Origin of the sequence: Pseudoxanthomonas sp. USHLN014, assembly GCF_037153335.1 — a bacterium.
GTDB classification, from domain to species: Bacteria; Pseudomonadota; Gammaproteobacteria; order Xanthomonadales; family Xanthomonadaceae; genus Pseudoxanthomonas_A; species Pseudoxanthomonas_A winnipegensis.
In genome coordinates this window covers 21,950-35,561 of sequence record NZ_JBBCKO010000017.1, presented here as the reverse complement: position 1 = coordinate 35,561, position 13,612 = coordinate 21,950, and the positions used below count along the sequence as shown (strand labels likewise).

Genomic DNA, 13,612 nt, shown 5'->3' with positions numbered 1-13,612 from the left:
AGGCGAAATCGACTGGATTTCGCTAAAAATCAATGACATAAGCCAGATTAGGCCACTGCCTGGGGGGCAGAGGGTCGTCGGTTCAAATCCGGCCGTCCCGACCAATCGCAGTGGAGTTCCAGACAAACGCCCGGCCTTCCGGGCGTTTTGCGTTTCTGCGCCGGGACCATGCCCGCTCGATTTACTCGCCTCCCAGCCCATGGCGTTAAACCGTCTTGAGCTAGCTGAGCATGGAGTAACTGCGACCTGAAGCCGCAGACGCGCGCTCTGTCACAAAAGTCTGTCCGGTGTCGCGCACGACCCGCGTTATCCAATTTGTGCAAAGCAGCAGCAGCAAAGGGTTTTGCCGGGAAACGACAGGAAATGCGCCGGGGAGGCCGGCACGCGGTTCGTGACTGGGGGCATCGTTCGTTGGGATGTCAGTCTGGAGGCCGACGCATCGCTATGCGATAGTCGATCGCAGGCCGTATTCACATTCGGCTGGTGACCTTGAGTTCGACAGGTCACATCGTCGGACCACGTCACGAAACTCTCGCCACACCGGAACACCCGTCCGGTTGGGCACCCGCGGGCCTCCCCCCAACCCAAAGGTAGACGACCGTTTTATGGCCTCATCGCCCTCTGTTCGAAGTTTGTTCGCATGGCTCGCGCTGGCGTGCGTGCTGTTTCTGACCAGCTGCAATTCCGTGCCCAAGGAGGTCGCGACCTCGCTGCCGGCCCCTGATCCGCTGGGCGAGCTGAAGGAAACGCCGGAGTACCGCATCGGTGCCGGCGATCTGATCGAGATCAAGGTCTTCCAGATCGAGGATCTCGAGCGCCAGGTGCGCGTGGACAACGAGGGCATGATCTCGCTGCCGCTGATCGGCAACCTCAAGGCGGCCGGGTTGACGCGCAGCGAGCTGGAGGGCGAGATCACCCAGCGCTACGGCGCCCGCTTCCTGCAGGACCCGCAGGTCTCGGTGCTGATCCAGGAGTTCACCAGCCAGCGCATCACCGTGTCCGGCGCAGTGTCCAAGCCGGGCAACTATCCGCTCAACGGCGCCACGCAGCTGACCCTGCAGCAGGCCCTGGCCGAGGCGCAGGGCGTGAGCGATCTGGCCAGCCGCAAGAACGTGGTGGTGTTCCGCGAGATCGGCGGGCAGAAGATGATCGCGCGCTTCGATCTGACCGAGATCGAGAAGGGCGCCAACCCCGATCCGGAAATCTACGGAGGCGACATCGTCGTGGTCTATCGCTCCGACGCACGCCTGCTCCTGCGCACCGTGCTTGAGCTGACCCCCTTCGTCATGGTTTTCAGGGCTTATCGATGAGTACGGTCGACCACCACTCCGGTCATCTCAACGCAAGACACGCCGACGTCACCCTGCTGGAGTACTGGCACGCCATCACCACCCGCCGCTGGCTGATCGCGGGCGTGACGCTGGCCGTGGCCGCCCTGGTGCTGGTGGTCACGCTGCTGATGACGCCCAAGTACCAGGCCACCACCACGTTGCAGATCAATCGCGACGCGATGAACGTGGTCAACATCGAGAACCTGATGCCGGCCGAGTCGCCGATGGACCGCGACTTCTACGACACGCAGTACGAGCTGCTGCGCAGCCGTTCGCTGGCCCAGCAGGTCATCCGCACGACCCATCTGGCCGAGCATCCCGCCTACAAGGAGCTGGCCGAGAAGGTTGCCGCGCAGGCCGCCGACGGCGCCGAGGGCGACAAGGCCACGGTGCGCAAGCGGCAGCAGGAGGCGGTCGAGCGTGCGCTGACCGACAACGTGCTGGCCGGGCTGGACGTGGAGCCGGTGCGCAACTCGCGTCTGGCCAAGGTCCACTTCAGCTCGCCCGACCCGGCGCTCTCGGCCCAGGTCGCCAACGCCTACGCCTCGACCTTCATCGCCGACAACCTGCAGCGCCAGCTCGATGCCTCGACCTTCGCGGTCAAGTATCTGTCCGACCGGCTGGAGCAGCTGCGCGGCAAGGTGGAGGAATCCGAGCGGGCGCTGGTGGACTACTCGGGCGATCAGCAGATCGTCTCGATCGGCGACAACCAGCCCTCGCTGCCCGCGCAGAACCTGAGCGAGCTCAACGGCATGCTGGCCACCGCGCAGGCGGCCAAGTTGCAGGCCGAGGCCGCCTGGAACGAGGCGCGCGCCGGCGACGGGATGAACCTGCCGCAGGTGGTCTCCAGCCCGCTGATCCAGAACCTGCGCGAAGCGCAGTCGGAGATGGAGACCGAGTACAACCAGAAGCTGGCCACCTACAAGCCCGACTATCCGGAGATGCAGCGCCTGAAGAGCCGCATCGACGCGGGCAACCAGCAGATCCGCCGCGAGGTGGCGGTCATCCGGGCCTCGTTGAAGTCGCAATACGATGCGGCGGCCCAGCAGGAGCAGCTCACCGAGCAGCGCATCAGTGCGCTCAAGCACGACCAGCTGGATCTGGAAGAGCGCAGCATCCGCTACAACATGCTCAAGCGCGATGTGGACACCAACCGTCAGCTGTACGACGCGCTGCTGCAGCGCTTCAAGGAGATCGGCGTCGCAGGTAACGTCGGGGCCAACAATATCTCGGTCATCGACAAGGCGGAAATTCCGAGCACGCCCAGCTCGCCGCGGCTGGTGGTGAACCTGGCGCTGGGCCTGGTGTTCGGTTTCTTCCTCGGCCTGGTGCTCGCGCTGCTGCTGCATCTGGCCGGTTCGCTGCGACGCTCGCAGCCCCACACGACGCATCAAAACTGAATAGACGAGGAGCCTGCATTCGAGCCCCGACCCGTGAGCTGGTGCACAGAACCTTCGCAGTCTTTCTGCGAGTGTTGCACCGCAGCAACTGGTTTGTTCGCCGGGAAGTTATTCGGTGAACAGGGGGACATGCAGTGCTCCAGTGCGAGGTGGTGGCCGTCGGCCTGACGTCCGGGACGCTCTCAAGCGTTTCGCGCGTTAACCAGACGGTCCACCACATCGAGCATCGTTTCCCGGCATGCGCGCCCAGGCGCCATGCCAGTGAAGCACCAGATTGGAGAGCGCCATGCTTCTTGCTGACCTCAGTAGCGGTACCGATACAAGCACCTCGCCGCGTCTGCTTTCCAAGTATTCGGCGGCGGCGGATGTCTTGCTGCGGGTCTCGGACATCGTGGTGGTGGTCGCGGCGGCCCTGATCGCCTATCGGCTGCGGTTTGACACCTGGTTGCCGGCGGTGGGCTACCGCGGCGTGATCGGCACCACGCTGCTCTATGCGGTGATCTGCTTCACCGCCTTCCCGCTGTATCGCAGCTGGCGCGGGCGCGGCCTGGGCCGCGAGGTAATGGTGCTGGGCGTGGCCTGGAGTGGCGTGTTCGCGCTGTTCGCCGTGCATGCGCTGGTGGTGCAGATGGGGCAGTTTGTCTCGCGCAGCTGGCTTGGCGCCTGGTATCTGCTGGGGTTCGTCGGCCTGGTGGCCTCCCGTACCGTCCTGCGCAACGTGCTGAGCGCGCTGCGCAGCAGCGGCCTGGATACCCAGCGCGTGGTGGTGATCGGCCTGCGCACGCCGGTGTTCAAGCTGCAGCACTATCTGTCGCGCAACAGCTGGGTGGGTCTGCAGCTGGTCGGCTATTTCCAGAGCCGCTACGACATGGTGCCCAGCGCCGCGTCCAGCCGTCTGCCGTGCCTGGGCATCTCCGCGCCGGAGGAACTCGAGCGCTACCTGCAGGAGAACACCATCGAGCAGGTGTGGATCTCCATGCCGCTGGGCGACCGCGACCGCATCAAGGCGCTGCTGCAGGTGCTGGACCGCTATCCGATCACGGTCAAGCTGGTGCCCGACCTGTTCGACTTCGGCATGCTCAACCAGCAGGGCGAGCAGATCGGCAACGTGCCGGTGATCAACCTGCGCCAGGGCGGCGTGGACCGCAACAACTACTTCGTGGTGGCCAAGTCGCTGCAGGACAAGATCGTGGCCATCGGCGCGCTGCTGGTGCTGTGGCCACTGCTGCTGGCAGTGGCGATCGGCGTCAAGCTCAGCTCGCCCGGCCCGGTGTTCTTCCGCCAGAAGCGCAACGGCCTGGGTGGCCGCGAGTTCTACATGCTCAAGTTCCGCTCGATGTATGTCGACCAGCCGGGCGCGGGCAAGGGCGAGGTGAAGCAGGCGACCAAGGGCGATGCGCGCATCACGCGCTTCGGCGGGTTCCTGCGCCGCACGAGCATCGACGAGCTGCCGCAGATCTTCAACGTGCTCGGCGGCAGCATGTCCATCGTCGGGCCGCGCCCGCATGCGGCCCAGCACAACAGCCATTACGAGAAGCTGATCAACCGCTACATGCAGCGCCACTACGTCAAGCCGGGGATCACCGGCTGGGCGCAGGTCAACGGCTTCCGCGGCGAGACGCCGGAGCTGCGCACCATGAAGAAGCGCGTGCAGTACGACCTGGACTACATCCGCCGCTGGTCGCTGTGGCTGGACTGCAAGATCATCGTGCTCACGGCCGTCCGTGTGCTTGGCCAGAAGACCGCGTACTGATCCATGGCCGCAGTTCCCCATGAGGCCGTGCCGGTGCGCGCTGCCACGCACGCGCGGGCCACGTACCGGCAACGCGATCTGCTGATCGAGCTGCTGCTGCTGTTCGCCGTCGGTTACAACTTCCTGCTCGCCTTCGTCAACGCGAAGGTCACGCCGGTCTCGCCGGCGCTGACCTATGTCGCCGAGCTGCTGATCTACGCCGGCTGCTTCGGCATCGGGATCTGGACCCTGGAGCGCTCCAAGGTCGTCGCGCTGATCGCCGGGATCACCGTGATCGTCGCGGTGCTGCTGTTCCGCTATCTGATCGAGTGGCGGGTGGACGCGAAGTTCATTCGCGACGCGATCATTCCGTTCGCCTTCCTGGTGCTCGGATCGGCGTACGGCGGTTCGCTGCCGAAGTTGTTCGTGCGCATGGCCGTCATCATCAGCCTGGTGGCCGGTTTCGAGCTGGCCGCGCCTGATCTGTATGGCGACTGGGTCAACCCGAAGAGCTATTACGTCAACACGCGCGGCCTGGACGAGGGTGGCTTCTGGAACGAGGACAGCAACCTGTTCGTCAGCGCGACGCGTCCGGGCGAGCGCAACTTCCTGCCGGGCAGCAACCTGCCGCGCGCGTCCTCGATCTTCGTCGAGCCGGTGACCGCCGGCAATTTCATCGTGTTCTTCGTGGCGATCCTGCTGACGTTCTGGCGCTCGATGCGCTTGGGGCAGGTGGCGCTGTCGGTGGGCCTGCTGCTGTTCCTGATCGTGGCCACCGACGGACGGCTTGCGGTGGGCACCAGTCTCCTGCTGATCCTGGGTGCTCCGTTTCTCAGACGCCTGGATCAACGGCTCTCGTTGCTGATCATGCCGCTGGTGCTGCTGGGGGCGGCGGCGATCGTCTGGATCTCGGGCGTGAGCGCCTACCAGGACAACACGCTGGGGCGCGTCTACCTGACCGTGAACGCGATGCTGCAGATGCCGGCCGAGGCCTGGATGGGGCTGGATTTCGACGCGCCCTACAAGTACTTCGACAGCGGCATCGCCTACTTCATCGCCTCGCAGTCGATCATGGTGGTGGGCTTCTTCCTGCTGGCCTACGCCTTCGGCCTGGACATGCCGACCGAGGACGGTCAGGCGTTCAAGAACTTCTTCATGCTGGCGTTCTCCGTCGGTCTGCTGGTGTCCAACAGCCTGTTCTCGGTCAAGTCCGCGGCGTTGTGGTGGTTCGTCTGCGGTGCGCTGTGGCAGCTCAAGGGCGTGCCCTGGCGCACGCCGACCGGTCTTGCGCAGGAGGCGCATGCGATGGGGCCCCCCGTGGCGCCATCGCCGGAGGTCGCGCGATGAAGGTTGTCCATGTGGTGCGTCAGTTCCACCCCTCCGTCGGCGGGCTGGAAGACGTGGTGCTGAACGTCGCCCTGCATCATCGCGACAACAGCCAGGATCAGGTGGAAGTGGTGACGCTGGATCGCATCTTCAGCGAGCCCGAGGTGCGCCTGCCTGCCCAGGCCGCGCATCGCGAGATCCCGGTCAGGCGCCTGCCGTGGTCCGGGTCCAGCCGCTATCCGCTCACGCCGAGCGTGCTGGGCGCGATCAGGTCGGCGGACGTGGTCCATGTGCACGGCATCGATTTCTTCTTCGACTATCTGGCCGCGACCCGGCTGGTGCATCGCAAGCCGATGATCGTGTCCACGCACGGCGGCTTCTTCCACACCGGCTACGCCTCGCGGCTCAAGCAGCTTTGGTTTTCCAGCATCACGCGCGCCTCGGCTCATGCCTACCAGCGCGTGGTGGCGACCAGCGAGAACGACGGCAGCTTGTTCTCCCGTGTGGTGGCGCCCAAGCGCCTGCGCGTGATCGAGAACGGCGTGGACGTGCAGAAGTTCGCCGGTCGCGGCAGCCAGACGCCGGGTCGGACGCTGATCTATTTCGGGCGCTGGTCGGTCAACAAGGGGCTGCTGGAGACGCTGGCGCTGTTCGAAGCGCTGCGCGCGCTGGATCCGGACTGGAAGCTGATCATCGCCGGCCGCGAATACGACCTCACCGCCGACGGCCTGGCGCGCGACATCGCCGCGCGCGGGCTGACCGATCACGTGCAGGTGGTGGCTTCGCCCTCCGAGGCCGAGCTGGCCGCCTTGCTGGAACGTGCGCAGTACTTCGTCTGCCTGTCGCGGCACGAGGGCTTCGGCATCGCGCCGGTGGAGGCGATGAGCGCTGGACTGATCCCGGTGCTCAGCGATATCCCGCCGTTCCGGCGGCTGGTGGAGGAATCCGGGCTGGGCGTGCTGGTCGACCCGATGGACCCGAAGGCCGGTGCGCAGGCGGCGCAGGCGCTGACGGCCGTGCCGGAAGAAACCTTCGCCACGCGCCGTCAGGCGGCCATGGACTTCGTCCAGCGCTACCACTGGCGCCACGTGGTGGGACGCTACGTGGACGAATATCACGCCGCGCTGGGCACGGCGGGGCGCGCGTGATGGCGACGCACGACCAGGACGCGCGGGCGCGCGCCACCGGCAAGCCGCTGCTGACCGTGCTGCAGCAGTTCAACGCGCCCACGCCCAAGACCAACCCCTACCTGGTGCAGCTGCTGGCGGCCCTGTCGCCGCTGGTGCGCGTGCGCTTCTGGTCGCTGCGCACGGCGCTGCTCTCGCGCTACGACGTGGTGCATCTGCACTGGCCCGAATACACGATGCGACATGCCACCGCCCTGGGCCGCGGCCTGCGCCAGTGCGCCGTCGCGCTGCTGCTGCTGCGCTGGACCGTGCTGCGCACGCCGATCGTGCGCACGCTGCACAACCTGGCCCCGCACGAGCAGGGCGGCGCGGTCGAGCGTTGGCTGCTGCGGCGCATGGACCGCATGACCTCGCGCTGGATCCGCATCAACGAGACCACCGAGCCGCGCGCGCCGGGCACCGATACCGCGCTGCATGGCCATTACGTCGACTGGTTCGCGCCGCATCCGCAGGGCAGGCCGGTGGCCGGGCGCCTGCTGCACTTCGGCCTTATCCGGCCCTACAAGGGCGTGGAAGGGCTGTTGACGTCCATGGCCGGCCTCACCGAGCCCGGCTGCAGCCTGCGCGTGGTGGGCAACCCGGCCAGCCCGCAGATGCGCACGCTGGTGGAGGCGGCCTGCGCACGCGATCCGCGGGTCAGCGCCCTGCTGCAGTACGTCGACGATCCGACGCTGGCCCTGGAAGTGTCCGAATCCGAGCTGGTCGTGCTGCCCTACAAGGAGATGCACAACTCCGGCACCTTGCTGCTGGCCCTGTCGCTGGGCCGGCCGGTGCTGGTGCCGCGCACGGCCAACAACGCGGCCGTCGCCGCCGAAGTCGGGCCTGGCTGGGTCTTCATGTACGAGGGCGAGCTGGATGCGCAGGTGATCCAGTGGGGCCTGGCGCAGGCGCGTAACACGCCCCGCGCGCCGACGCCCGATCTGTCGCGGCGCGACTGGTCGCAGGCCGGGCAGTTGCATTACCGCAGCTATCTCGCCGCGCTCCGCCAGCGCCGTGGCCAGACGCAGGCTGCCGCCACCGACCCCGCGCGCGATCGGCGCGCCGCGGACAACCGCAGCCGGTGAGGGCGTGTCGGTGGCCGTGAAGTCGGACGCGGGCGCGTCGCATCCGGGCCTGGGCAGCCGGGCCGCGGCCGGCGCGGCCAAGACTATGGCCGGGCAGGGCGCGCGCATGGTCGTGCAGTTCGGCGGGATCATCCTGCTGGCGCGCCTGCTGAGCCCGGAAGACTACGGCGTCATGGCGATGGTGACCGCGCTGGTCGGCATCTGCGAGATCCTGCGCGACTTCGGCCTGTCCTCGGCCGCGATCCAGGCCAAGAGCCTGTCCAAGGCCCAGCGCGACAACCTGTTCTGGATGAACAGCGCCATCGGCCTGGTGCTGGGCCTGGCGGTGTTCGCGGGCGCCGGCTGGATCGCGCGCTTCTATCACGAGCCGCGCCTGGCGGCGGTCAGCCAGGTCATGTCGGTGACCTTCCTGCTCAGCGGCATGAACACCCAGTACCGCGCGCATCTGAGTCGCGAGCTGATGTTCGGTCGCCTGGCGCTGAGCGATGTCGGCGGGCAGTCGCTGGGACTGATCGCGGCGGTGATCGCCGCGCTGGCCGGCCTGGGCTATTGGGCGCTGGTGATCCAGCAGGTGGTCGGCGGCGCGGTCGGCCTGCTGGTCGCGATGGTCGCCGCGCGCTGGCTGCCCGGCCGCCCGCAGCGCGGCGTGGAGATGCGCCACTTCCTCAGCTTCGGCTGGAACCTGATGGCCGCCCAGGCGCTGGGCTACGCCAGCCAGAACATCGGTCAGGTGCTGATCGGCTATCGGCTGGGCGCCGAGGCGCTGGGCCTCTACAACCGCGCCTTCCAGCTGCTGATGATGCCGCTGAACCAGATCAACGCGCCGGCCACCACCGTGGCCCTGCCGGTGCTGTCCAAGCTGCAGGACGAGCGCGAACGCTATTCGACCTTCCTGCTGCGCGGGCAGACGGTGATGGTCCATCTGATCGTGGCCATCTTCGCCTTCGCCTGCGCGCAGGGCGAGCCGCTGATCCGGCTGTTCCTGGGCGAGCAGTGGCGCGGGGCGGTGCCGATCTTCCAGGTGCTGACACTGGGCGGCGTGTTCCAGGTCGTGGCCTATGCGACCTACTGGGTGTTCCTGTCGCTGGGCCTGATGCGCGCGCAGCTGATCTACTCGGTGATCGCACGCGCGCTGCTGATCGTGTGCATCCTGGTCGGATCGCACTGGGGCGCGCTGGGCGTGGCGATCGGCTATGCGCTGGGCCTGGCGCTGATGTGGCCGATGTCGGTGATCTGGGTCACCCGGGTCGGCCAGGCGCCGGGCAGGGCGATGTTCAACAACGGGCTGCGGGCGCTGGTCGGCTACGGCCTGTGCGGCGCGGCCTCGTGGGCGGCGGCGCGGCACTGGGCGCAGACGCCGGTGCTGGAGCTGGCGATCGGCTTCGTGGCGATCGTGCTGGCGTTCGGCCTGGTGTGCCTGCTGTGGCCGGCGTTCCGGCGGGACGTGGCCACGATCCTGAGCAGCCGCGAGCTGCTGCGCCGGCGCGGCTCCGCCGCGTGATGGAGTTCCCACTTCGCATCTCGCGCCTGATTTAAGGTCGCGCGGGTTCAGTTTCGGCGTCGATAACGCCTCCTGGCTCATGTTCGGTGAACGCGCCGCGGGCCACCCTCGCTGTTGTGACTGGCCGATTCCAGGCCCCCCGGGCCGTGATTTTTGCGACGCAGCACCCGGACTTGGATGTGGCGGCCGACACATGCTTGCCGTCGCTGCAGGCCACGACGCTGTAGCGACCGTACCCGCTCTCCATCCCCCCACTGGAGTTGCCATGCCGGCCTTCGACGCTTCGCCTTCCGCCACCGCGCGCACGCTCCCCGCAACCGACCTCCGGTCGGGCCAGGGGCAGACGCGCTATCTGGTGCTGTCCGCCCACGACTACCGCACCCCGCGACGCGCCAATATCCATTTCATCGCCGACGAGCTGGCCAAGCGCGGTCCCACGCGCTTCTTCTCCCTGCGCTACAGCCGCCTGTCCAAGTACAAGCAGGACCTGCGCCTGCCGCTGGACGCGACCGCCAATCAGGTCGTCCTCCACAAGGGCGTGGAGTGCTATCTGTGGCGCACGCTGGTGCATCCGTTCAATACGCGGCGCGCGTGGCTGCGTCCGATCGAGAACCTGATGTTCCGCGCCTACGCGGCGCGCCCGCCGGCGCAGTTGGTGCAGTGGATCCGCGAGTCGGATGTCATCGTGCTGGAGAGCGGCACGGCCGTGGCCTTCATCCGCCTGTGCAAGCAGCTCAATCCGAACGCGCGCCTGGTGTATCGCGCCTCCGACGGGTTGAGCACGATCGAGGTGGCGCAGTACATCACACGCGAGTTCGACAACGTGTGCGGCATGCTCGATGCGATCGCGCTGGTATCGCCGGTGATGGCCGAGGAGATCAACAGCCAGCACAACGTCTATCACGTCGGTCATGGCGTCGATCCCGGGCTGGACCAGCTGGGCGATCCCAATCCTTATCCGGACACCGGCATCCATGCGGTCTCGGTGGGCTCGATGCTGTTCGACCCGACCTTCATCGCCCAGGCCAGCCATGCCTTCCCGCAGGTGACCTTCCATGTGATCGGCTCGGGCCAGGGGCGCGATCCGGACTACGGCGACAACGTCATCGTCTACGGCGAGATGAAGCACACCGACGTGGTGCGCTACATGAAGCACGCGCGCTTCGGCATCGCGCCCTATGCCTCCGAACAGGTGCCGGCGTATCTGGCGGACAGTTCGATGAAGCTGCTGCAGTACGATTTCTTCGGCCTGCCGGCGGTCTGCCCGCATGCGGTGGTCGGCGGCTACGCCTCGCGCTTCGGCTACACGCCGGGCGATGCGGGCTCGATCCGCGCGGCCATCGAACAGGCCCTGGCCGCCCCGCACGTGCGCCACCGCCAATGCCTGGACTGGCCGCAGACCACCGATCGCCTGCTCGAACCCGAGCGCTATCCGGAAATCCGCGTCACGGCCTGAACAGGGTGACCGGCGCCGTGAGGGGTTTGCGTTCATTGGGATGACCCCGGCGCCGGATCGGCCGTCCGGGGCCCTGTGCGCACACGGACGTCCTGCCCGGATCCCTGTTTCGATGCGGCCGCATCCGAGGTGCGCCACGCATCGCCCATTTTCCCCCGGTGATTGAATGCTCGTTTTTCCCAGCCATCCCAACGACCTCGATGCACAGGCCGAGCGCCTGCCTCTGGGCGGCTATCCGGTCATCAGCACGCGCCTGCCGGTGTTCACCGCCGCCTTGCTGCGCGCGCTGGAACTGGGCGATCGCCAGCGGGTGTTCTTCGCCAACACCAACTTCGTCGTCGAGTGCCAGGCGCTGCGCCCGCAGATGCATGCGGCCGGGGTGACCATCGTCAACGACGGCATCGGCATGGATCTGGCGGCGATGCTGGTGCACCGCCGTCGTTTCGCCGAGAACCTCAACGGCACCGACCTGATCCCGCGCCTGTGCCAGTCCAGCAGCCGGCCGCTGCGCTTCTTCCTGCTCGGCGGCAAGCCGGGTGTCGGCGAGGCCGCCGCACGCGCGCTGGAGGGCGTCTACGGTCAGCAGATCGTCGGCGTCTGCGATGGCTATGCGCAGATGCGCGCCCACGGCGAGGGCCTGGTGGACACCATCAACGCCGCGGCGCCGGACGTGCTGCTGGTCGCGCTGGGCAATCCGATCCAGGAGCGCTGGATCCTCGAGCACAGCGCCGCGCTGCAGGTGCCGCTCGCCTTCGGCGTGGGGGCGCTGCTGGATTTCCTGTCCGGCAACGCCAAGCGCGCACCGCAGTGGGTGCAGAAGCTGCACATGGAATGGGCCTACCGGCTGCTGCACGAGCCACGGCGCCTGATCAAGCGGTATTCGGTGGATCTGTTCACCTTCTTCGGCGTCTGCCTGCGTGCGGCGCGGGCCGATCGCGCGGACTGAAGTCCCCTGGCCGAGCGGTGAAAAGCAGTCGCGAGGTGTTGCGGTGCGCGCCGGGTGTAGGGGAGGCACATGCGCGCCGCTGCTAGCATGCCGCCATGACGCAGGACATCGATCGGCTCATCGCCGCGCTGCAGCTCGCGCCGCATCCCGAAGGCGGCTACTACCGGCGCATCTACGCCTCGCAGTTGGAAGTGCTGCACGCCGGGCGCCTGCGTCCGGCCATGACGGCCATCCACTTCCTGTTGCGCCAGGGCCAGCACAGCCGCTGGCACCGGGTCGATGCGGACGAGGGCTGGCACTGGCGGCAGGGTGGGACCCTGCAGCTGCAGATCTTCGATCCGGAGAACGACACGCTGCAGACGCTCGCACTAAACGCTGACGCTTCCGCGATGGCCGTCGTCCCGGCGGGGCACTGGCAGCGCGCGTGGACCGAGGCGCCTTACGCGCTGGTGGACTGCACCGTCGCGCCCGGCTTCGTCTGGGAAGGCTTTGCGCTGCTCGACGCCGCGCCGCAGGTCGCTGAACGCTTGCACGCCCTGGGCGCGCCGGACCTGGATTGAAACGCGGGCGCGCCCCGTAAGATCCGGCCATCGGCGCCGGCCGGCGTCCCTGCAGGAGGTCTTTGTATGCGCAAGCTGCGCCTGACTCTGGTCGCGCCGCTGTTGCTGTTCGTGCTGTCCGCCTCCGCGCAGCAGGCGCCGCCGCCGGCCAGCGAGCCTGCGATCACCGACCTGGCGCCGATGACGGTCTCGGGCGTGCAGCCGGGTCCGGGCCTGTGGAAGGTCAGCCGCGATGGCCATGTGCTGTGGGTGCTGGGCACGCTGACGCCGTTGCCCAAGCGCATGGACTGGCGTTCGACCGAAGTGGAATCGGCCATCTCCGGCTCGCAGGAGCTGCTGCTGCCGCCGAGCATGTCGCTGGACACCGGGCGCGGCATGTTCGGCAACTTGTTCCTACTGCCGTCGCTGTTCAAGGCGGCCAAGAATCCCGACGGCCAGACCCTGCAGGAAGTTGTTCCGGCCTCCGAGTACGCGCGCTGGAGCGCGCTCAAGGCGCGCTACCTGGGGCGCGACCGCAGCGTCGAGCAGCGCCGGCCGATCTTCGCCGCGCTGGAGCTGTACAAGGCGGCGATGAAGGACGCCGCGCTCAGCACCGAAAACGTCGTGGCCGAGCGGGTGCAGACCCTGGCCAAGCGCGCCGGCCTGAAGGTCACCTCCGTGGTGGCGACCGCCAGGCTGGAGGATCCCAAGGCGGCGATCCGCGAATTCCAGCGCACCGGGCTCGACGACCGCAGCTGCTTCAGCCGTACGCTGGACGTGCTCGAGCACGAGATCGATGCGATGCGCGCCCAGGCCAACGCCTGGGCGGTCGGCGACATCGACACCTTGCGCATCGCCCCGCAGGCGACCCAGTACGGCGTGTGCCAGGCGGCGATCAGCGAGAGCGGCCTGGCGCGCAAGCTGGGCCTCAGCGCGCTGCGCCAACAGTCGCTGGACCTGTGGCTGGAGAAGGCCCAGGCCGCGCTGGCCCAGCATCAGGGCACCGTGGCGCTGCTGCCGATGGGCCTGATCCTGGGTCGCAACAATCTGATCGACGCGCTCAAGGCGCGCGGCTACACGGTCGAGGCGCCCGACGCGCAGTGAGGTCGCCGATTGCGCGCCGATCGAGC

The 13,612-nt window shown here is 67.6% G+C and carries 11 protein-coding genes; all 11 read left to right on the top strand.

The features are described from left to right. Positions 1 to 605: 605 nt before the first annotated feature. The 11 genes from WFQ05_RS20060 to WFQ05_RS20010 all read left to right on the top strand — a co-directional run bounded on the left by WFQ05_RS20060 (position 606) and on the right by WFQ05_RS20010 (position 13,586). On the top strand, positions 606 to 1,310 hold the full coding sequence (locus tag WFQ05_RS20060; protein WP_337055146.1) for a polysaccharide biosynthesis/export family protein: 705 nt from the start codon (positions 606 to 608) through the stop codon (positions 1,308 to 1,310). Next, positions 1,307 to 2,731 (top strand): GumC family protein, encoded by a 1,425-nt coding sequence (locus tag WFQ05_RS20055; RefSeq protein ID WP_130524815.1) that lies wholly within the window; start codon positions 1,307 to 1,309, stop codon positions 2,729 to 2,731. The genes WFQ05_RS20060 and WFQ05_RS20055 overlap by 4 nt, the downstream gene beginning before the upstream one ends. A 286-nt stretch (positions 2,732 to 3,017) precedes the next feature. Then, positions 3,018 to 4,484, top strand: a complete 1,467-nt coding sequence (locus tag WFQ05_RS20050) for an undecaprenyl-phosphate glucose phosphotransferase (RefSeq protein ID WP_130517556.1) — start codon at positions 3,018 to 3,020, stop codon at positions 4,482 to 4,484. Positions 4,485 to 4,487: 3 nt separating this feature from the next. Further along, entirely contained in the window at positions 4,488 to 5,810 is a 1,323-nt protein-coding gene (locus WFQ05_RS20045) for a polysaccharide biosynthesis protein GumE (RefSeq protein WP_337055145.1), read from the top strand. Beyond that, positions 5,807 to 6,937, top strand: a complete 1,131-nt coding sequence (locus WFQ05_RS20040) for a glycosyltransferase family 4 protein (protein ID WP_337055144.1) — start codon at positions 5,807 to 5,809, stop codon at positions 6,935 to 6,937. Before WFQ05_RS20045 ends, WFQ05_RS20040 begins: the two co-directional genes overlap by 4 nt. Beyond that, positions 6,937 to 8,040, top strand: a complete 1,104-nt coding sequence (locus WFQ05_RS20035; RefSeq protein WP_337055143.1) for a glycosyltransferase — start codon at positions 6,937 to 6,939, stop codon at positions 8,038 to 8,040. Before WFQ05_RS20040 ends, WFQ05_RS20035 begins: the two co-directional genes overlap by 1 nt. Before the next feature lie 10 nt (positions 8,041 to 8,050). Further along, entirely contained in the window at positions 8,051 to 9,541 is a 1,491-nt protein-coding gene (locus WFQ05_RS20030) for a lipopolysaccharide biosynthesis protein (protein ID WP_337055147.1), read from the top strand. A 265-nt stretch (positions 9,542 to 9,806) separates the two neighbouring features. Further along, on the top strand, positions 9,807 to 10,997 hold the full coding sequence (locus WFQ05_RS20025; protein ID WP_337055142.1) for a glycosyltransferase: 1,191 nt from the start codon (positions 9,807 to 9,809) through the stop codon (positions 10,995 to 10,997). Between the two features lie 166 nt (positions 10,998 to 11,163). Further along, entirely contained in the window at positions 11,164 to 11,943 is a 780-nt protein-coding gene (locus WFQ05_RS20020; protein ID WP_337055141.1) for a WecB/TagA/CpsF family glycosyltransferase, read from the top strand. A 95-nt stretch (positions 11,944 to 12,038) separates the two neighbouring features. After that, positions 12,039 to 12,503 carry a cupin domain-containing protein gene (locus WFQ05_RS20015; RefSeq protein WP_337055140.1) on the top strand — a complete coding sequence of 155 codons (465 nt, stop codon included), beginning with the start codon at positions 12,039 to 12,041 and terminating at the stop codon, positions 12,501 to 12,503. Positions 12,504 to 12,569: 66 nt separating this feature from the next. Beyond that, positions 12,570 to 13,586 (top strand): TraB/GumN family protein, encoded by a 1,017-nt coding sequence (locus WFQ05_RS20010; protein WP_337055139.1) that lies wholly within the window; start codon positions 12,570 to 12,572, stop codon positions 13,584 to 13,586. Positions 13,587 to 13,612: the final 26 nt, after the last annotated feature.